The following is a 19,746-nucleotide window of genomic DNA, read 5'->3' as shown; positions in this document are numbered from 1 at the left end:
AATTACTACTTTTGCAGCCTCAAAATTTGGCCTATTCGTCTAGTGGTCAGGACTCAAGATTTTCATTCTTGCAACAGGGGTTCGATTCCCCTATAGGCTACTAAATTACGCCACTCAATCCCTGATCAATACAAGGTTCAGGGGTTTTTTGTTCCAAAAGTCAACGAAATCTCTACGAATTTTAAAAGAACTCTCGTACACGCTTTGTACAGGGCAAATTTCCAAAATCTTTTATTTGCTAAAATTTTTCTTCCTTTCTTCAACTTTACATTTCATCCAAGAAAAAATAATAAATGTGAAGGTCTGTTTAGCCAATTTTTCTTTCTACAAGGTGGTTATCAAAAAGTTGACACAAATTCGACTTATTTCAAGACGGGACAAAATAATGTAAAAAGGCTGTCTCAATTGAAACAACTTTTTATTTTTATCAAGGATTTTCCTTAGCAATTTCAGCGTGGTACTTCAAATACATCGGCAAGGCAGCAGAGCCATACCACGGCAAAATTTCATAATTGAAAACGCCAGTTTGTACCGCTGGGTCTGTTTTTACCCATTGCTCGGCTTCTTCTTTTGATTTTGTATTGAAAATAAACATGCCACGATAGTTTTCTTTATTTTTTTCCAAAAATGGCCCTGCGACAACAACTTTTCCTTCGTCTGCTAGTTTACTTATGTTAGCGAGATGCCCTTTCATTAAATCGGCCATCTTTGTTTTATCTTCGATTTTTGCTGTACCCGTTGTAAGCATGACGATAACATAAGGCTTCATGCCATACTTATCCGCACCGAGCTCTGTGGCAAGCTGCGGATTAAATTTCAGTTTTTCTTTTTTCTTTTGGGCGGATGAAAATGCTGCTGCAAAAAGGAATAAGGATAAAATAAATTTTGTTTTCATCTTGTTTAATTTTTTATTCTTAAAAATTCTTTAGCTAGTTCGATCATTTTAGAATCTCCGGTATATTTTCCGTGTTCATCAGAAAGTTTTACGGTAGGGATCCATTCCTGGTTAGGAGCCTGAACGCCGATTAATTTCATGACGATATTCATTGGTTTTAAGCCTACATCATTGGTAAGATTCGTTCCGATACCGAAAGATATTCCTATTTTTCCGTTGCAGTAATTGGTAATTTCCTCTACTTTTTCCAAATTTAAAGCATCGGAAAATATGATGTATTTAAATAATGGATTGATTCCGTGCTTTTGATAATGGGCAATTGTTTTATCTGCAAAATCTAAAGGATCTCCGCTATCGTGACGGACACCGTCAAAAAGCTTGGCGAATTTTTTATCAAATTGCTGAAAGAAGACATCAGTCGTATAAGTATCTGAAAGGGCAACTCCCAAGTCGCCTCTGTACACATCCACCCAATGCTCCAAAGCCAGTTCGTTGGCCATTTTGAACCCGTATTCCGCGGCGTGGAACATGAACCACTCATGGGCGTGGGTTCCAATAGGCTTAACGCTATATTTCATGGCAAAATGTACATTTGAGCTTCCGATAAATGTGGAATCTTTTTTCTGTGTCAAAGCTTCCATTACCAAGTTTTGCACTTTGTAGGAATGTCTTCTCCTGGTCCCGAATTCTGCAAAATTTACACCCAGTTTTGCCAAAGCATTGGCTTTTTCAAGGGTTTTATTCATGACAACTTTATTAGAATCTCTTTCCATATGGTTCATTTCGTAATGTAGCTCACTAATTAATGCCAGCAAAGGTACTTCCCAAAGGATCGTCCTGTACCAGAGCCCTTCCACTGCTACAGAAAGCTCGGTCCCTTCTTGATGGATTTTTACTTCTGACGGATCATAGTGGTAACCTTCAAGGAAATCTAGGTAAGGGAGATCAATATATGGGCATGTTCTGGCCATGAATTTTTTTTCTTCTTTAGTAAGCTTAAGTTCTGCCATTTTGTTTACTGCTTCTCTTAAAGCCACATCAAAACCTTCCGGGAACTGGTGTTTTCCTCTGTTGATAAATTCATACTTTACTATTGAACTTGGGAACAATTTTACCACCGCGTTCTGCATGGTAATTTTATAGAAATCGTTATCTAAGATAGAATTTAGTCGTATGTCATGCATTATTGTGTAGTTTGTACGCAAATATAATTAATAAAAATAAAATCGCCTAAATGTAAGACGATTTTTTAATATTTTCAGATGAAATTTTGTTAGAAGCTGGAGGAGGGGAGGGTAAAGTTTGTTAAAGCCATAAAATTGATCTTTTCTCTTTTAATGAAGATTTAATCTGACATCCTGAAAAAGAATACTTTGTAATAATACCCTGCTTCCAACTTCTATCTTCCAGGCTATTTTTGAATTACTTACCCAGGTAAGAGTTGTACATCCAGACTTCTTTTTCCTGTTCTGTGATGTAGTCGCTCATTTGTGAGTTTGTACCTTCATCTCCGGCCTGGTCTGTAATCTCAAGAATTTCTCTTTGTAAGTCAATCACCACTTTAAAGGAATTCAGGATGTTTTCAACACTTTTTGTTGCGTCGGTTACTTCCTGGCTTTCTTTGATGGTTGCGGCCTTCAGGTAATCAGAATAATTATGTACAGGTGTTGCACCTAATGTCAGGATTCGCTCGGCAATTTCATCGATTTTTAAAACAAGGCTGTTGTACAATTCTTCAAATTTTGGATGAAGCGTAAAGAACTGATTTCCCTTGATATTCCAGTGGAAGCCTCTTGTGTTTTGGTAAAACACAGAATAATTGGCGAGAAGAATATTAAGCTTTTCTGCAATCTTTTTGCAATCAGCTTCCTTTAAGCCAATGATGTTTGCATTTTTCATATTATATAGCAGTTTATTTTATATAGCAAATTTAGTAAATATTGTGTATGGAAATATGGTTTCGTGATTGATGATACTTATCTTTGACATTTTTATAATATATGTAAAATATGAGCTCTACTTTCAATCTTAATATAAAGAGTTTTTGGATATCGTTTTTAATATTCTCTACGGTATGTGTTGGATATTATATTAATGCGCTTCAAAAAACCGATGGACATTATATTTATCTTATTGATGATGCTTATATACATTTGGCAATGGCAAAGAACTTTGCTTTATATAATGTATGGGGAATTACAAAATATAAATTCTCTTCCACATCTTCTTCACCCTTCTTTACTTATTTTTTAAGTGTTTTAATTAAAATTTTTGGGAATAATGATCAGCTGCCGCTTTATTTTAATATGATTTCCGGGCTGGGTTTAATTTATTTCTTAAATAAATATTTTTCTAAAATTTTTAATTCAGTTAAAAGTATTGTGTATTCTGTTATTTTTACTTTATTTTTTTCCATTTTGCATTTGCAGTTATTGTCAGGGATGGAGCACGTACTCCATGTGTTTTTATTTGTAGTAAATATTTTCTGCTTTTCTAATTTTAAAAATAAACTTTCCGTTTTCGGATTTTACTTTTCTTTATTATTAATGGGACTCGTGCGCTTTGAAAGCATGTTTTATTTTGTAATCATGGCTTTCATTTTTACAATAATTAAGAAATGGAAAGAAGCGGTTTTAGTTTTATTAATTGGCTTTCTACCGATTGTGGTCTTTTGTTATTTTAATTATCTGCATGAGGGTTACTTTTTTCCAAACTCTGTGGTGGTAAAAGGAACAAAATTTACTTTAAACTCAAACTTTCCCCAACAGCTTAAATTAATTTTTTTAGATAATTTTTTATTGAACATAAGCTTCTATAAGATTGGGCTTTTTCCTGCCATTATGGGTTTGGTTTTTATTATAAGAGACTTTAAAAGAAAAAATCTTAATCAAATCATTAAAGATAATTTTCTTTTAATTGTCATTTCATTATTAATGATCTGTCATTCCATGTTTGCGGATTTGAAAGGTAATTTTAGATATGAAGCTTATATTCTGGTGGGGTTTTCTATGGTTTTGATTCCAAGGCTAAAAGAGGTTTTTGAAAATTTTAAGACAAATATTAAAAAAGAAAAATTGATTTTTGTTCTTATCGGAATGAATGTATTTTTGTTGATCTATAAGCTTTCATTTGCCCACAAAATGCTAGATAATGGAGGAAAGAATGTTTACGAACAACAAATCCAGTCAGCAAAATTTCTGCATACTTATTATAATGATGCGAGGGTTGTTGCCAATGATATAGGCGCGATTACCTATTTCACAGATATTCATTTATTAGATATTGTCGGTTTAGGTTCTAAAGAAATGATTCCGTTTAATGAAAATAAAAAACCGGTTGATATTCATTTTGAAAATTTTCTTACCCAATATGCTATTACTAATAAATATGATGTCGCAGTCATTTATGATGAATGGTTTCATGGGCATGTTCCAAAAACATGGAAAAAGGCAGCGGTTTTAAAAATAAATGATGTAATTACAGTTTCAAAAGGTGAAGTTTCCATCTATTCAATTCGTCTCAATGGTCTTGAATCGTTAAAAAAGAATATTAAAGGATTTAGCTGGAATAAAAATGTACAAGTCACAATTATTAACTAAACGTAAGTGTCTGTTAATTTAATTTTTAAATAAAGATATTAATTATACCTAACTGCTTGTTATTTTAAAAAAAATTACTAAATTTGCACCCTAAAATAAAAAGCAATTAAATGCCTACTATTCAACAATTAGTAAGAAAAGGAAGAGCCACGCTTGCCAAGAAGAGCAAATCGGCTGCCCTAGATTCTTGTCCACAAAGACGTGGTGTATGTACGAGAGTATATACTACTACACCTAAGAAACCTAACTCTGCACTTAGAAAAGTAGCAAGGGTAAGGCTTTCTAACGGTAAAGAAGTTAATGCCTATATCCCGGGCGAAGGACACAATCTACAGGAGCACTCGATAGTATTGGTTAGAGGCGGAAGGGTGAAAGACCTACCGGGAGTACGTTACCACATCGTAAGAGGTGCATTAGACACCGCAGGTGTAAATGGAAGAACACAGAGAAGATCGAAGTATGGAGCTAAGAGACCAAAACCAGGTCAGGCACCAGCTGCACCAGCAAAAGGTAAGAAAAAATAATCATTAAATAAGGTACAAAAGCAATGAGAAAGACGAAAGCGAAAAAAAGACCGTTGTTACCAGATCCAAAGTTTAATGATCAATTGGTAACGAGATTCGTAAACAATTTAATGCTTGACGGTAAGAAGTCAATCGCATTCAAAATTTTCTATGATGCATTAGATATTGTAGAAACTAAAAAAGGAGAAACTGAAAAAACTGCACTAGAAATCTGGAAAGATGCATTAACAAACGTTATGCCTCACGTAGAAGTACGTTCTAGAAGAGTAGGTGGGGCTAACTTTCAGATTCCTATGCCAATCAGAGCCGACAGAAAAATTTCTATGGCAATGAAATGGTTAATCAAATATTCTAAAGCCAGAAATGATAAGTCTATGGCTTTGAAATTAGCTAACGAAGTTGTAGCTGCTTCTAGAGAAGAAGGTGCAGCTTTCAAAAAGAAAACTGATACTCACAAAATGGCGGAAGCTAACAAAGCTTTCTCACACTTCAAATTCTAATCTGAAATGGGAAGAGATCTTAAATTTACAAGAAATATTGGTATCGCTGCTCACATCGATGCAGGCAAGACTACCACTACAGAAAGGATTTTATTCTATACAGGTGTAAACCACAAAATTGGTGAGGTGCACGATGGTGCTTCTACAATGGACTGGATGGAACAAGAAGCAGAAAGAGGTATTACTATTACTTCTGCTGCAACTACTTGTAACTGGAATTTCCCAACAGATCAAGGTAAGAAATTACCTGAAACAAAACCTTACCACTTCAACATTATCGATACACCGGGACACGTTGACTTTACAGTGGAAGTTAACAGATCTTTGAGAGTATTGGACGGTTTGGTATTCCTTTTCTCTGCAGTAGATGGAGTAGAGCCTCAGTCTGAAACAAACTGGAGACTTGCTGACAACTACAAAGTTGCTAGAATGGGATTCGTAAACAAAATGGACAGACAAGGTGCTGATTTCTTGAACGTTGTAAAACAAGTGAAAGAAATGTTAGGATCTAATGCAGTTCCAATCGTTTTACCAATCGGTGCTGAAGAAGATTTCAAAGGGGTTGTAGACTTGATTAAAAACAGAGCAATCATCTGGGATGAAGCAGGACAAGGTGCTACTTTCGAGGTAGTTCCAATTCCTGAAGACATGAAAGATGAAGTTCTTGAATATAGAGAGAAATTAGTAGAAGCTGTAGCTGATTATGATGAGACTTTGATGGAGAAATTCTTCGAAGATCCGGATTCAATTTCTGAAGAAGAAATCAACGAAGCTCTAAGAAAAGCTACTATTGATCTTTCTATCATTCCTATGACTTGTGGTTCTTCTTTCAAAAACAAAGGTGTACAGTTCATGCTTGACGCTGTTTGTAAATATCTTCCTTCTCCACTAGATAAAGATAATATCAAAGGAACAGACCCGAGAACTGATGCTGATATAGAAAGAAAACCATCTGTTGAAGAGCCTTTCTCTGCATTAGCTTTCAAAATTGCTACTGACCCGTTCGTAGGTAGATTAGCATTCTTCAGAGCTTACTCAGGAAGACTTGATGCCGGTTCTTATGTTCTTAACACAAGATCAGGAAACAAAGAAAGAATTTCTAGAATCTATCAGATGCACGCTAACAAGCAAAATCCAGTTGAGTTTATCGAAGCTGGAGATATCGGTGCAGCTGTAGGATTTAAAGATATTAAAACTGGTGATACTTTATCTGATGAAAAGAACCCTATCGTTCTTGAATCTATGATCTTCCCAGATCCGGTAATTGGTATCGCTGTTGAGCCTAAAACTAAAGCTGATCAGGATAAAATGGGTAACGCTCTAGCTAAATTAGCTGAAGAAGATCCAACTTTCCAAGTTAAAACTGATGAAGCTTCAGGACAAACTATCATCTCTGGTATGGGTGAGCTTCACTTGGATATCATCGTAGACCGTATGAGAAGAGAGTTCAAAGTAGAGGTTAACCAAGGTCAACCGCAAGTAGAATACAAAGAAGCTCTTACACAAAAAGCTAACCACAGAGAGGTTTACAAAAAGCAATCTGGAGGTAGAGGTAAGTTCGCCGACATCGTATTCGAAATTGGTCCTGCAGACGAGGGTAAAACTGGTCTTGAATTCGTAAATGAAATTAAAGGAGGTAACATTCCTAAAGAATTTATCCCTTCAGTTGAAAAAGGATTCAAAGAAGCTATGAAGAACGGTCCTTTAGCTGGATTCGAGGTTGAAGCGATGAAAATTACATTGAAAGATGGATCTTATCACCAAGTTGACTCAGATCAGTTATCTTTCGAACTTGCTGCAAAGTTAGGTTTCAAAGAATCTGGTAGAGCTGCTAAAGCAGTTATCATGGAACCAATCATGAAACTGGAAGTAGTAACTCCTGAAGAATACATGGGTGATATCGTAGGTGATCTTAACAGAAGAAGAGGTACAGTAAACGGTATGGACGACAGAAATAATGCTAAAGTTATCAAAGCTTTCGTTCCGCTTTCTGAAATGTTTGGTTATGTAACTTCTCTTAGAACGTTATCTTCAGGTAGAGCAACATCTTCTATGGAATTCGAGAAATACGAAGCTGCTCCTACAAACGTTGCTGAAGAAGTAATCGCTAAGGCTAAAGGTTAATATTAAATTAGATTAAAATGTCACAAAGAATCAGAATAAAACTTAAATCTTACGATTACAACTTGGTAGATAAGTCTGCTGAAAAAATCGTAAAAACGGTAAAGGCTACTGGTGCTGTAGTAAACGGGCCAATTCCATTACCAACAAATAAGAGAATCTTCACTGTGTTGAGATCTCCGCACGTAAACAAGAAAGCAAGAGAGCAGTTTCAGTTATCAGCTCACAAGAGACTGATGGATATCTACTCTTCTTCTTCTAAAACTGTGGATGCTCTAATGAAGCTAGAACTTCCTTCAGGTGTAGATGTAGAAATTAAAGTGTGATAATTGTATACTTTGCAATGATTATAAAGAAATCCGTTCCTTTTGGAACGGATTTTATTTTTTATGTGTGAATAAACTATTTACTTACATACTCTCCTTCTACATAACCGCCGTTTACATAGCGGGTTGTGTCGGCGGTATGCCATTTATATACTCCTGCTATCATTATTCCCAGATCCTGAACGTAATCTGATACAAGATTCTGGAAATCACCAAAAAAAGGGAGGTTCTTTTGCAGAATTAAAAACTCATCCAGATATTGATCATGAAGTTCAATAGACTTCATATAAGCATCTCGCAGAGATAGTTTATAGTCATGCTGCATGACTTTTACAATATTCATTGTATCACCTTCTCGGTGAAGTTCCTTAGGCAGAGAGATGATATCATTATGTATCCCGATCATGATGGCACATAACGTCTGAATCCTTAGAATATGGGGATGATCGAAAAATTCATCTGGAATCTTACGATATTCCTTTTGCACAGCAGCATAAATACAATAGGGAAGAACACCACTTGTATCGGTACGGATTATTGTATAAACAGGCAGCGGTGCAGTAGTATTGGCCCTGTAGTAAGTCTTTTCTTCGGCATAAGCATCAAATACGGCATGCATAGATTTTACAAACCTCTTATATAATGTTTCTGGAATCTCAGATTCCAAAGCATACTGACGCAGTTGCCAGTAGAAATGGAAAATACCTTTTTCCTTTGGTACTTCAGGCCTTCTACCGGTTAAAATGTCATCTATTTGGGCGCTTATTTTATACATTTCTTCCAGTGTACACCGGTCAAAATAATCATCCATCATAGCTCCGTTTGCAGTATATACAGATAGAGGACGAATTTCTTCGATCGATTTTAAAAAAGGCATTCCACGGGTTACAATATCTACAAAGTGATGCTTTTTATGTTTTTCGCGAGCTTCCAGGCTATGAAAACTGTATTCATCATCAATCCAGGCGTAATATTCTTCACGAGCCTTTTGATAGTCAGGATGAATTTTGTCTTGAAAAGGGTACTTAATCTGCGGAAGGCTTTTCAGCCCGGAATAGAATTCCTCATCGGTAATTGTTTTTTTCATAGTAATTTGATTTAATGGTTATTTGCAGTTCAAATTTAAATAAATTTCACTTTAAAATGATTTTTTTAGTATATAATGATTGTAATATTAATTTATTATCAAAATTATCTACTACTAGTTAATTTTTTTAATATATAATAATCGAACTAAATACAAAGGCTAAAGTGTTTTCAAAAACTTTGATACTATAAGAGATTTATGATCAAAAAGTTTTTTCTTTATATGCAATTCCGCTATCATATAATTTTTTGATTTTAATTAATAATATAAATCATTTTATGGGTTTTTAACTTCCATTAAAAGTTGGTTAAAATATTGATAGACTGTTTTTTAACTTTTTCAATATCTCTACATTTGTCTCATAATTAAATATTAATTACAAATACAAATGAGAAAAAATGAAAATTTGGCATTGTGGGTAAAATCCAATGTAAAAAAAGCTGTTCTTACTCTGGGAATAGCTCCGATTTTATTAATCAATTCATGTCAAAGCGACAATGATGGTATCCATGAGCTAAACTCATATCCTTCAGATATTATCAGTACTCCAATTGTTACCTCAAATATTCCTGCTGCAGTTGCAGAATCTCAAACTCCGATCAATATTGAGCCTTCTAAAGCTATTCTCTTTCGAAGCAGTGATCCCAACATTCATTATGGTGCAGTTACTTTGAACTCTGTTCAGAATAATGCAGGTGAAAATCTTAGGGTAAATGTAAGTGGGACTGATAAATTAAATAATTATATTACGGTAGGAGGGAAGAAATATAATCTTGTAAACTTCCATTTCCACTATAGCAGTGAGCATACGGTTGACGGGAAATATAGTACAATGGAAATTCATTTTGTAAATGTAGCAGATGATAATTCTTATGCCGTTTTAGGAGTTTTGGTTGATCTTGGAAGCGGAAATTCTTCTTTACAAAACCTGTTTGCACAATCTCCCACAACAAGTAATGGTACAAATTCACCGAATACTGCATTTGACCTTACAAGTATTTTACCAACCAACACCCGTGAATACTTCACCTACAGCGGTTCTCTTACGACACCAAATTTTGGTGCCAACTCTTCGACTCCAAACGGCGGCCCTGTTACATGGTTTGTATTTAAAAATAAGCAACAATTATCTAATGACCAGCTTAGCTCTTATAAGACAATTTATACTGAACCAAATTTCAGAGCAATTCAGCCTTTAAATGGAAGAAAAGTCTATATGAATGCAGGTTATTAAAATATAAAATTAAGTCAGAAAAAGAGGCTGTCTCAAAAGTGAGACAGCCTCTTTTTTTATTTCTCATAATATAGACTGATAAAATTAATGCACAAACCAACCGGTTTATATATGAGCTGCAATTTAAAAGAGACTCTACTCAGGCAAATTTTGATAAGCTAAACTTTGTACAGGATTTCAATCCTAAAGATGTAAAGTTTTACGAGAGTTATTATTTGGAATGGGATCCTGTTAATAAAGCAAAAGGAAACTATGAAAAGCTTCAGGACATGCTCCGGAAAATAAATAATCCTATAGAAATCAATAAAGCTGTAAAATATTAAAAAATTATATCAATTATTTACCTTTAAACTCTGCTGTTTCGGCGGAGTTTTTGATGTTGAATAGTATAAAATTATTACATATGGCTAACTTACATAAAAGTATTTTCGAAAAATTCTCTGATTGGGCAACGAAGTTCACGGGAAGTCCTCACGCCTTTATAGGTGCAACTGCTATTGTTGTCATATGGGCGGTTTCGGGGCCTGTTTTTAATTATTCCGAGACGTGGCAGCTGGTAATTAATACAGGAACCACTATCATTACCTTTTTAATGGTTTTCCTTATCCAGAAGGCTCAGAACAAAGATTCAAAAGCTATTCAGATAAAACTGAACGAATTGATCGCGGCCAACGATAAAGCCAGCAACAGAATTGTCGATATAGAAGATCTGACAGAAAAAGAGCTTGACCAGCTTCATTGTTACTACGAAAAACTCGCCGATTTTGCAGAGGAAGACGATGATATTCATTCATCACACTCCATCGATGCAGCGCATAGAAATCAGGACAGTAAGCACGCATCCTTCAGAAAGAAACATGAAGAATGGCTCAGATCACAAGAAAAGGAATCGAATTGATTCCTTTTGCTATATTTAAGTAATATTATTTCATAAAATAACCAAAATAAGAACAGCTTCCCATCAGTTTTTTTGATATTTCGGTATCAGCGTACTGTGTTTTCAGCAAGGCAAAATAGGTTCTGTACTTTTGATTTTTGATTTGATTCAGCTGTTTTTGATGGGCATCTGTTTTTTCGCTCCATTTCGGGTCAGAATAATCAATATTGGCTTGGTTTTTAGCTTCATACTGATAATATTTTCCCTGTTCTGCACTTGCCATCTGGAAAAGAATTCTTGCTTTTCGCTCTTTATCGGAAGAAAGGTCTAATGCTTTTTTATAATAATTAATACTAAGATCAAAATTGTCCGGCTCAATATAAGATCGGTCTAAAAAGTTTTTATAGTAATATTGATAAGGATTTTTACGTTCTGTAGCCCAAAAATCATATTTCCCACCATTGGAATTATCAATGTCCATTACAAACAGCTCTCTGTAGTATCCCAAAATTGAAGTATTATACAGCAGATTTCCTATCAGCTGATTTGCCGCTGCGGATTTTTCGTCTCTGCCTGATCCTGTTTTTTTAAGTTGCAGTAAAACATCTGCCAATTCAAGCTTATTCATAACAGGCTTAATAAAAGGAAATTGCGAATAATCTTCTTTTATCATGCTTTCGTTTTCAGCACTTTGGAAACTTTCCCAGACATTATGCCCGAAAACAAGATATGAAATATTGTTGAAACCGTTGTAAACATTTGGCGTATATTGCATTGTTGTAGCTTTTTTCTCATCATGATTCCATTCTGTTCTCGGAATTCCGGAGAAATCCCGGGCTTTTGCATAATAAGATTTAGCTTTTTCAAAATCAGCCTGTCTCATGGCCCTGTCACCATAGATGACTGCAAAAAATGCATCAATATTTCCTACATCATTAATGTTTTTAGCAATAATCTGCTGTTCAAATTGCGTTTTGTTTGGTTTTCGGTAAAAATCTTCCACACTTTTTACCAGGCTGGAGTTCGGGTTATACTGAAGGTCTGAAAGTTTATTATTCATCAGGAAAGATTTTCCGTCTTCACCCTGTAGGAAATAGCGGTTGGCCAGTACATCTTTTAGAAAATCCTTTGTTGATGGTACTTCACCGTAGTAATCATAATCGGTTGTTTCGATGCTGTCTTTTTTTACTTCCTCTTTTTCTGTAAAATATTCCGCATAATCTTTCATTAAATGATCCTCATACTCAGCATCGATTTTGGGCTGGGAGACAATATCATTCAGCACTTTCATCCTTTTAATTTCTTCAAGATATTCGGGATTCGTTGTTTGAATATCGTTTAAAACTTCAGTACTTGCTTTATAATCTTTTTTAAGAAATTTTAGGTAAGCATCAGCAATCTGCCAGTATTCATCCCTGGATTTCTCTTTGGTTTTATCAGTAAATTTTTCCAGTTCATCCAGAAAATCTTTTGATTTTTCATCGTACCAATAATTATTTTTTGTGAAAACAGGGATTCTATTGGGGTTTTCCAGCAATTCATCATCGCTTTGATCAGCTTTACTTTCGGTAGAATTTTTATCTTTTTTACTGCTGAATAAATTTTTAAAGAATCTTACGATTTTTTGCCAGAAAGAAAGCTCTTCTTTTTTAGGTTCGGCCTTTTTTGTTTGATCAAAAGCTTTATTTGAGGCTGTTTGCACGGTAGAATTATCACCGTTATTGCTGTAATAATAAATCGGGAGATAATTTCTTTCCAGCTCATTAATGCTTCTCACTGTCATTACTTTCAAAATTTCCGAATCAGGATTGATCTCGAACATTTTTTCCATAATAGGAATTGGGTTGTTGAAATCTTCATATCCCAAAAGAAAATACGCCATATTTTTTTCGTCATTGTTGTCGGCTCGTTTTAAAATATTATTAAAAGAAGCGGTATCCGAAAGCTTCATCGAAACAAAGGCAGATTCTTTACGGCTTCGGCTGTCTTTAAAAACCTGGAAAAAATTCCAGTTGGCTTCACTATTCATTCCCAGTCCCCGCTGTGCGCCGGCAAGCTGATCAAGAGCCATGATATAAGGAGCCCCTTTCAGTTTTATAGGAGCAACATAAGTTTTAAAAGCTTGTACAGCAGCAGCATAATTTCTCGTATAATGGTTAAAGCGCACGATCTGGTAGCCATAACGCTGTTTGATTTCTGGAATTTTTGCGGCGTTGTATAAAGAGATTAATGCTGAAATTGTTTTGTTATAATCGAGATGAGTGGCATTTTTTTCACCCTGGGTTTCGTTGTAATAGAATGAATTTGGGCTTTCTACATAATTGATCCTCATGTAAGGCTCCAGATATTTTGCTTCAATCAGATAGTCAATCGCTTCGTGAAATTTAGAATAAAAACCTGAACTTAATTTTGTTAATAATTGATTTGTAGGCGCTCCTTTTTTTAATGCATTAAGGTCATTAAGGCTTATTTTATTCACTAGATAGTCCGTTTCTGCATAGTTTAGCTGGTTGTTGAAAAACTTTTTCCATGCATCGATGTTTTCATCAGGGATTTGATTAGGTTTAAAATCCGTATAAAATCTCGTGGAATAGCTGTGAAGAAACGGCAGGTAAGATTTATCTTTAATGATAGTTTGTGTAAACAGGTTAAAGTATTCATAATCTGGGTCAGACCAGGCACAGGCTTCCGATTTCGTATAAAAAAGCGATAAAACGGTGAGTGAAAGGATGCATTTTTTCATATTCTTCTATGGTGTTTTTGAGTTTTGGTTTTAAAAATTAAATTTTTGGTCTTTAACAAATTTACTATCTAATTGATAATAAATAATAGAAAAATCAGGTATTTTTTTCTTCAGGAAATCAACTACTTCTTCCAGTTGCTGATCTGAAATTTCTTCCACTTTTATTCTGAATCCTTTATTTAAATAATTCTCGAAATAAAAGCCGTCCTTCATTATTTCAATTTCGTTTTCTGAAAGTTTTTTGAAATTGGGATGCCGGAGGTCGTTTTTATTTAAAGTATTAATTAATTTATGTTTTCCAAGATAATTTGTAACGATTCCCCAAGAGTAAATCGGTAAGGCAACTTCAATTTTCTTAATAGGATATTCATCAATTTTTGAAAGATAGTTTTTCAGTATATTCACATCGAGAATAGAGTTTTTATCAGAATTTTCCAACGGCGAAGAAGTGGAGTAGCACATCAGATATACTTTTTCCACGGGCGGAATGCCCGTTTGTTCTTTATCTTTTACCTGATGAAGACGAAGTGTGCAGGTAATCTCTTTTCCAGAAATTTTTTTTAGTTCTTTTAAAAATGTGAAGTAATCATCGCGGGTTCCGGTGGTCCAATCGCAGTCGATCTGTATTTCCTGATTAACTTTTAAATTGTATTCCGAGATTTTTTTTTGGATTAAAATATTAATGCTTTTTGCCAGAAAAGAGATTTCATTTTTGCTGATATAAAGAAAGGTACGGTTGGTAATAAAAACTGTTGGTACAATTTGTTTATCGGTTTCAAAGCTTTTATCTTTTATAATTGCTCCTACCGGTTGAAATTTACCATCAATTTTATCAACATCAAAAAACCGGGCGTATAAATAAGGAACAGTTGTTTGATCCAAAGCTTTTTTTTCCTCCTTGTCTAAGTATAGTTTGGTTTTCCAGTAATAAAATGTATACTGATGAGCCTCTTTTTCAGAGCAGGAAACAGCTAATAAAAAAAGAAGCAGAATTGGGAAAGCTTTCATAAATAGCGAATACTTTAGGATTGGTTTTAAATGCAATATAAGAAAAACCACCCTAAAAAGGATGGTTTCAAAGATTTATTAAAAAAGATAATTAAAATACGGTAGCTGCAAGCTGGACTCGCGCATATTTGTGTGCCGGGTTCCACATGGCAGTCATAGAAACCGGTAAATTGTAATGGTCTGTTATTTTTACAGTTTTGCTGGCTTTCAATCCGATATTCACCACCTGAAATCCTTTTTTTCCGTTTCCGTATAAAGCTACCGTGTCATTCAATGCGAATCCTGCTCCTACAAAAGCATCCAGATTTACTTTTTTGTGCGCAATTATGGGATACGAAGCTTGAATATAAGTGGAAAACTTATTCTTTTTATAACTCCCGTCTTCTTTCAGAACGACTTCACCGGCATTGGCTCCTCCATAGAGCATTACATCTGCCTCAACGTTGATTGGGAATGATGGACCGAATGTGTAGTTTGTCCTCAGATCAATAATGTGATTAGTCCTTCTGTTGGAATAATTGAAAATATCCTCGGAAGCAATTTCCGGATTGATATTTCTCGAATTGAACAGATCCCAAAGCCCGATATAAAAACGACCATCGGAATATTGTACATAATAATCAATTTCTTTATAATGAGTAGCGTCTTTGTCATCTGCCAGTGAGGAAGCTCCCCAAACGCCGATTTTCCATTTTTTATCTTTATCCAAAGCATACGAAAGATTTCCCATTACTACCGGTTTATCAGTAATAATTAAACCTCTCCAAAGATGGTTGTTTTGAATATTTGCTGTGAAATCCAGCCTGTTATCTTCCTGATTTTCTGTGTTTTCCTGGGCAAAAAGATTCCCTATGCCTAGTGAAACCAGGCAGATTATTAATATTTTTTTCATTCGTGTATTGCTTTTAACTTAACATTCCATATAATAATGCTGCAATCACAGCTCCCAAAACAGGCCCCACAACCGGGATCCATGCGTAGCCCCAATCGCTGCTTCCTTTTACGGGAAGAATAGCATGCATAATTCTTGGTCCCAGATCTCGAGCTGGATTAATGGCATACCCTGTTGTACCTCCAAGAGATAAACCAATTGCCCAAACTAAGAACGTCACGGGCAATGCGCCCACTGACCCAAGGCCTACTTTGGCGGTTGCATCATTCTGAAGAGAAATGCTGGGATCTGCAAAATAGAAAATCACAAATACAAGCACGAATGTTCCGATGGTTTCACTGATAATGTTTGAAAATGTATTTCGGATGGCAGGGCCTGTACTGAAACAGGCTAATTTTGCCCCTTCGTCTTCAGTAATGGCAAAATGGTCTTTATTAAACAGCCATACTAAAAAGGCGCCGATCATCGCACCGATCATCTGAGCGGCAATATACGGAGGCACCAGATCCCAGGAAAATTTTCCTGCAATGGCAAGACCAATAGTCACTGCCGGATTCAGGTGAGCACCACTTACGGGTCCTGCTACGGTAACGCCTACGAAAACCGCCAACGCCCAAGCTGTGGTAATGACAATCCACCCGGAATTGTTACCTTTTGTGTCTTTCAAAACAACGTTGGCTACCACGCCGTTTCCTAATAAAATAAGAAGCATTGTACCAATTACTTCTGCAATAAATGGAGTCATATCTGATGATGTTTTTACGTTAAATTAATCTTCGATCCAGTTTTGAGAACGTTGTACAGCTTTATTCCATGTATTAACCATTTTCTCAACCTTCTCTTTCTCCATTTTCGGGTGGAAATCTTTATCTATAATCCATTGAGATTGAATTTCATCAATGTTTTTCCAATATCCAACGGCTAGTCCGGCAAGATATGCTGCTCCTAATGCTGTTGTTTCCAATGTTTTTGGCCTTGTAATTTTAAATCCGAAAAGATCAGACTGAATCTGCATTAAAAGATCGCTTGCAGAAGCTCCGCCGTCCACCCTTAGCTCCGGGCTCTTCTTTCCTGAGTCTGCCTCCATCGCCTTTACAATATCATACACCTGGAATGCAATCCCTTCCAAAGTGGCTCTTGCAATGTGTCCATTGGTTGTTCCCCGGGTAACACCTACAATTGTTCCTCTTGCGTATTGATCCCAATAGGGTGCGCCTAAGCCGGTTAGTGCCGGAACGAAATAAACGCCGCCATTATCTTCCACAGTCCGGGCTAAAGCATTAATTTCTTCTGCTGAATTAATTAATTTCAAACCATCTCTCAACCACTGGATTGCTGCTCCACCCACGAAAACACTTCCTTCCAGGGCATAATTTACCTCGCCGTTGATTTTCCAGGCTACGGTTGTCAATAAATTATTTTTTGAAGAAACCGCTTCTTTTCCAGTATTCATTAAAAGGAAACATCCTGTTCCATACGTATTTTTTACCATTCCCGGAGTCGTACACATCTGTCCGAATAAAGCTGCCTGCTGATCTCCCGCAATTCCGGAAATAGGAATTTTTGTTGAGAAAAGAGTAGTGGAAGTCTCTCCATAGATTTCACTGCTTTGCTTTACTTCAGGTAAAATAGTTTTTGGGATGTTGAATAATTTTAATAATTCTTCGTCCCATTCTAATGTATGAATGTTTAAAAGCATGGTTCGGCTGGCATTGGAAACATCTGTAATAAACATTTTCCCTCTCGTAAGCTTCCATACAAGCCATGTATCCACTGTTCCAAAGCAAAGTTTTCCAGCTTCAGCTTTTTCTCTTGTGCCGTCTACATTATCGAGAATCCATTTCAATTTTGTTGCTGAGAAATAAGCATCTAATACAAGACCTGTTTTCTCCTTAATCGTTTCGGCGTGGCCTTGTTCTTTTAGCTCGTCACAGTATTTTGAGGTTCTTCTGTCCTGCCATACAATAGCGTTATAAATGGGTTCTCCGGTTTCTCTGTCCCAGACTATGGTAGTTTCGCGTTGATTAGTAATGCCGATGGCAGCGATTTCTCTTCCAGAAATTCCTGCTTTGGCAATTACTTCTGCGGCTACGGAAATCTGTGATGACCATATTTCGTTAGGATCATGCTCTACCCACCCTGGAGTAGGGAAGATCTGTTCGAAAGGTTTTTGGGAGACAAATTCAATTTCTCCGCTATGGTTGAATAAAATGGCTCTTGAGGATGTTGTACCCTGATCCAGAGCGAGTATTAGCTTTTCACTCATTGTGCAATATTATTAAGATTGATTATTTTTTGGAGAATATGGAGTTAATAAATATCCATTTGCTAATTCAATGAATTCTTTTTCTTGAGTCCTTGCCCATTCTTCAGAATAACCTTTTTCTTTAGCAATAATAGAAGCTATTTTGTAAGCGCTGTCTATGGCGGCTCTTGCATCTAAAAACAAAAGACGGACTCTTCTTGCCAGGATATCTTCTATGGTTTCTGCCATTTCGTTTCGAACTGCCCAAATCGCTTCTGCAACTGTAAAGGGATGGTCAGGATGAATTTTTTCAGAATATTCAGGATTATTGTAATAGAAAGCCTTGATTTTCGGAATATCCGAGCCGTAAACGTACAGATGATTGCTTCTGTCAACGGTTTCTGCTTTTACATTTCCATGGATAGACATATTTTGTGTTTTAGAAGAAGTATTTCCGAGGCGATGAACTCTCATGGCTTCATCGATCGTGTCTTCCGCCATTTTTCGGTAGGTGGTCCATTTTCCGCCGATGATTGATATTAATCCGGTTTCTGAGGTTACTACTTTATGGCTTCTGGAAACCTCTTTTGTGCTTTTACTGCCGTCTTTAGGCGCAGCCAAAGGGCGAAGTCCTGCAAAAACGGATTTTACATCCTCGCGTGTCGGTTTTTTAGATAAATATTGTCTTGCAGTATTTAAGACGAAACTAATTTCTTCTTCCAAAGCTCTGGGTTCAAAACTTTCAGTTTCCAATAAAGTATCGGTTGTTCCCACCAAAGCTCTGTCATGCCAAGGAACTACAAACAAAACCCTCCCATCCGAAGTTTTCGGAATCATAATCGCATCTTCGCTTTTTAAGAAAGATTTATCCAAAACCAAATGGATTCCCTGGCTTGGAACAACGAATTTTCCGTGTTTGGGATTATTCATATTTAAGATATCATTCGTGAAAACTCCTGTTGCGTTTATGACAACTTTCGCTTTGATTTCGAATTGCTGTTTTGTGAATTGATCTTCAGCAATAACGCCGGTGATTTTATTTGAATTATTTTTAATTAAATTAATTACCTTAATATAATTAATAACACTTCCGCCTTTTTCAGTAATCGTCTGAGCAAGATTAATCGCTAGTCGTGCATCATCAAACTGCCCGTCCTGGTAAATAACTCCGCTTGCCAGTCCGTTTTGCTCAATCGTAGGAAGTTTTTCAATTGTTTTTGACTTGTTAATGTATTTTGTTTTACCTAGACTCAATTTACCTGCAAGAAAATCATAAACGGATAATCCTATTTTATAATAAATTCCGCCCCACCAAGTATAGTTTGGAATAATAAAAGACTGGTTTTTTACCACATGAGCGGCATTTTTGGCCAATAAACCTCTTTCCTTTAAGGCTTCTTTTACTAATCCTATATCGCCCTGCGCCAGATATCTTACGCCTCCGTGAACCAATTTTGTGCTTCTGCTGGAAGTTGCCTTTGCAAAATCATGAGATTCCAACAGTAATGTCTTAAATCCTCTGCTTACTGCATCCAATGCCGAACCTAAACCGCTCGCACCGCCCCCAATGACAATAAAGTCCCATTCTTGGACGCTGGTTAATTTGCTGAGTTCTTCATCTCGTTTCATAATATTTCGTTATGTTTCGTTTTCAAATGTAAAAATTAAAAATGAAACTAAAAAGAAAATAAATGA

At 35.9% G+C, this 19,746-nt stretch carries 16 protein-coding genes, 1 tRNA gene and 1 pseudogene; 8 read left to right on the top strand and 10 right to left on the bottom strand.

All coding sequences use genetic code 11. The features are described 5' to 3' along the window. Positions 1-28 precede the first annotated feature (28 nt). Positions 29-100, top strand: a tRNA-Glu gene (locus tag BW926_RS03105). A 327-nt stretch (positions 101-427) separates the two neighbouring features. Here the strand turns inward: BW926_RS03105 and BW926_RS03095 are convergent. The 3 genes from BW926_RS03095 to BW926_RS03085 all read right to left on the bottom strand — a co-directional run bounded on the left by BW926_RS03095 (position 428) and on the right by BW926_RS03085 (position 2,794). After that, positions 428-895 (bottom strand): YciI family protein, encoded by a 468-nt coding sequence (locus tag BW926_RS03095; protein ID WP_076444068.1) that lies wholly within the window; start codon positions 893-895, stop codon positions 428-430. A 5-nt stretch (positions 896-900) separates the two neighbouring features. Continuing rightward, on the bottom strand, positions 901-2,079 hold the full coding sequence (pncB, locus tag BW926_RS03090; RefSeq protein ID WP_076444066.1) for a nicotinate phosphoribosyltransferase: 1,179 nt from the start codon (positions 2,077-2,079) through the stop codon (positions 901-903). A 238-nt stretch (positions 2,080-2,317) separates the two neighbouring features. After that, positions 2,318-2,794, bottom strand: a complete 477-nt coding sequence (locus tag BW926_RS03085) for a Dps family protein (protein ID WP_076444064.1) — start codon at positions 2,792-2,794, stop codon at positions 2,318-2,320. A 110-nt stretch (positions 2,795-2,904) separates the two neighbouring features. On the opposite strand from BW926_RS03085, the gene BW926_RS03080 reads away from it, so the two are divergent. The 5 genes from BW926_RS03080 (at position 2,905) to rpsJ (ending at position 7,965) form a co-directional block, all read left to right on the top strand. Continuing rightward, positions 2,905-4,494: a hypothetical protein gene (locus BW926_RS03080; protein WP_076444062.1), complete on the top strand. Its 1,590-nt coding sequence runs from the start codon at positions 2,905-2,907 to the stop codon at positions 4,492-4,494. A 110-nt stretch (positions 4,495-4,604) separates the two neighbouring features. Then, positions 4,605-5,018 (top strand): 30S ribosomal protein S12, encoded by a 414-nt coding sequence (gene rpsL, locus BW926_RS03075; protein WP_027381287.1) that lies wholly within the window; start codon positions 4,605-4,607, stop codon positions 5,016-5,018. Between the two features lie 23 nt (positions 5,019-5,041). Continuing rightward, positions 5,042-5,518, top strand: coding sequence for a 30S ribosomal protein S7 (gene rpsG / locus BW926_RS03070; protein WP_027381288.1), 477 nt, complete (start codon positions 5,042-5,044; stop codon positions 5,516-5,518). Between the two features lie 6 nt (positions 5,519-5,524). Continuing rightward, positions 5,525-7,642, top strand: a complete 2,118-nt coding sequence (fusA, locus tag BW926_RS03065; RefSeq protein WP_076444060.1) for an elongation factor G — start codon at positions 5,525-5,527, stop codon at positions 7,640-7,642. Positions 7,643-7,659: 17 nt separating this feature from the next. Next, positions 7,660-7,965 carry a 30S ribosomal protein S10 gene (gene rpsJ, locus BW926_RS03060; RefSeq protein ID WP_002661363.1) on the top strand — a complete coding sequence of 102 codons (306 nt, stop codon included), beginning with the start codon at positions 7,660-7,662 and terminating at the stop codon, positions 7,963-7,965. Positions 7,966-8,041: 76 nt separating this feature from the next. On the opposite strand, the gene BW926_RS03055 is transcribed toward rpsJ, so the two are convergent. Next, positions 8,042-9,052 carry a terpene synthase family protein gene (locus tag BW926_RS03055; RefSeq protein ID WP_076444058.1) on the bottom strand — a complete coding sequence of 337 codons (1,011 nt, stop codon included), beginning with the start codon at positions 9,050-9,052 and terminating at the stop codon, positions 8,042-8,044. 388 nt (positions 9,053-9,440) lie between these two features. Here BW926_RS03055 and BW926_RS03050 point away from each other — a divergent pair, with 388 nt between their 5' ends. Beyond that, positions 9,441-10,286: a carbonic anhydrase family protein gene (locus tag BW926_RS03050; RefSeq protein ID WP_076444056.1), complete on the top strand. Its 846-nt coding sequence runs from the start codon at positions 9,441-9,443 to the stop codon at positions 10,284-10,286. Positions 10,287-10,689: 403 nt separating this feature from the next. Continuing rightward, positions 10,690-11,184 carry a low affinity iron permease family protein gene (locus BW926_RS03045; protein WP_076444054.1) on the top strand — a complete coding sequence of 165 codons (495 nt, stop codon included), beginning with the start codon at positions 10,690-10,692 and terminating at the stop codon, positions 11,182-11,184. A 25-nt stretch (positions 11,185-11,209) separates the two neighbouring features. Here the strand turns inward: BW926_RS03045 and BW926_RS03040 are convergent, their stop codons facing one another. The 6 genes and pseudogenes from BW926_RS03040 to BW926_RS03015 all read right to left on the bottom strand — a co-directional run bounded on the left by BW926_RS03040 (position 11,210) and on the right by BW926_RS03015 (position 19,680). Beyond that, positions 11,210-13,906: a hypothetical protein gene (locus tag BW926_RS03040; RefSeq protein ID WP_076444052.1), complete on the bottom strand. Its 2,697-nt coding sequence runs from the start codon at positions 13,904-13,906 to the stop codon at positions 11,210-11,212. Positions 13,907-13,936: 30 nt separating this feature from the next. Next, positions 13,937-14,914 carry a hypothetical protein gene (locus BW926_RS03035; protein ID WP_076444050.1) on the bottom strand — a complete coding sequence of 326 codons (978 nt, stop codon included), beginning with the start codon at positions 14,912-14,914 and terminating at the stop codon, positions 13,937-13,939. A gap of 91 nt (positions 14,915-15,005) precedes the next feature. Next, positions 15,006-15,806 carry a hypothetical protein gene (locus tag BW926_RS03030; RefSeq protein WP_076444048.1) on the bottom strand — a complete coding sequence of 267 codons (801 nt, stop codon included), beginning with the start codon at positions 15,804-15,806 and terminating at the stop codon, positions 15,006-15,008. Between the two features lie 13 nt (positions 15,807-15,819). Further along, positions 15,820-16,554 (bottom strand): annotated as a pseudogene (locus BW926_RS03025) (MIP/aquaporin family protein); the annotation flags it as partial. Between the two features lie 21 nt (positions 16,555-16,575). Continuing rightward, the gene (gene glpK / locus BW926_RS03020; protein WP_076444044.1) at positions 16,576-18,072 is read right to left on the bottom strand and encodes a glycerol kinase GlpK; all 1,497 of its coding nucleotides are present in this window, start codon (positions 18,070-18,072) and stop codon (positions 16,576-16,578) included. Positions 18,073-18,084: 12 nt separating this feature from the next. Continuing rightward, on the bottom strand, positions 18,085-19,680 hold the full coding sequence (locus BW926_RS03015; RefSeq protein WP_076444042.1) for a glycerol-3-phosphate dehydrogenase/oxidase: 1,596 nt from the start codon (positions 19,678-19,680) through the stop codon (positions 18,085-18,087). Positions 19,681-19,746 lie beyond the last annotated feature (66 nt).

The sequence above is a fragment of the Chryseobacterium sp. RU37D genome (assembly GCF_900156075.1).
GTDB lineage: Bacteria > Bacteroidota > Bacteroidia > Flavobacteriales > Weeksellaceae > Chryseobacterium.
This window is presented reverse-complemented; position numbering and strand designations above follow the sequence as displayed.

Excerpts from the sequence above, each read along its gene's own strand:
- BW926_RS03095 (WP_076444068.1), bottom strand. The coding sequence starts at position 895 with ATGAAAACAAAATTTATTTTATCCTTATTCCTTTTTGCAGCAGCATTT.
- pncB (WP_076444066.1), bottom strand. The coding sequence starts at position 2,079 with ATGCATGACATACGACTAAATTCTATCTTAGATAACGATTTCTATAAA.
- BW926_RS03085 (WP_076444064.1), bottom strand. The coding sequence starts at position 2,794 with ATGAAAAATGCAAACATCATTGGCTTAAAGGAAGCTGATTGCAAAAAG.
- BW926_RS03080 (WP_076444062.1), top strand. The coding sequence starts at position 2,905 with ATGAGCTCTACTTTCAATCTTAATATAAAGAGTTTTTGGATATCGTTT.
- rpsL (WP_027381287.1), top strand. The coding sequence starts at position 4,605 with ATGCCTACTATTCAACAATTAGTAAGAAAAGGAAGAGCCACGCTTGCC.
- rpsG (WP_027381288.1), top strand. The coding sequence starts at position 5,042 with ATGAGAAAGACGAAAGCGAAAAAAAGACCGTTGTTACCAGATCCAAAG.
- fusA (WP_076444060.1), top strand. The coding sequence starts at position 5,525 with ATGGGAAGAGATCTTAAATTTACAAGAAATATTGGTATCGCTGCTCAC.
- rpsJ (WP_002661363.1), top strand. The coding sequence starts at position 7,660 with ATGTCACAAAGAATCAGAATAAAACTTAAATCTTACGATTACAACTTG.
- BW926_RS03055 (WP_076444058.1), bottom strand. The coding sequence starts at position 9,052 with ATGAAAAAAACAATTACCGATGAGGAATTCTATTCCGGGCTGAAAAGC.
- BW926_RS03050 (WP_076444056.1), top strand. The coding sequence starts at position 9,441 with ATGAGAAAAAATGAAAATTTGGCATTGTGGGTAAAATCCAATGTAAAA.
- BW926_RS03045 (WP_076444054.1), top strand. The coding sequence starts at position 10,690 with ATGGCTAACTTACATAAAAGTATTTTCGAAAAATTCTCTGATTGGGCA.
- BW926_RS03040 (WP_076444052.1), bottom strand. The coding sequence starts at position 13,906 with ATGAAAAAATGCATCCTTTCACTCACCGTTTTATCGCTTTTTTATACG.
- BW926_RS03035 (WP_076444050.1), bottom strand. The coding sequence starts at position 14,914 with ATGAAAGCTTTCCCAATTCTGCTTCTTTTTTTATTAGCTGTTTCCTGC.
- BW926_RS03030 (WP_076444048.1), bottom strand. The coding sequence starts at position 15,806 with ATGAAAAAAATATTAATAATCTGCCTGGTTTCACTAGGCATAGGGAAT.
- glpK (WP_076444044.1), bottom strand. The coding sequence starts at position 18,072 with ATGAGTGAAAAGCTAATACTCGCTCTGGATCAGGGTACAACATCCTCA.
- BW926_RS03015 (WP_076444042.1), bottom strand. The coding sequence starts at position 19,680 with ATGAAACGAGATGAAGAACTCAGCAAATTAACCAGCGTCCAAGAATGG.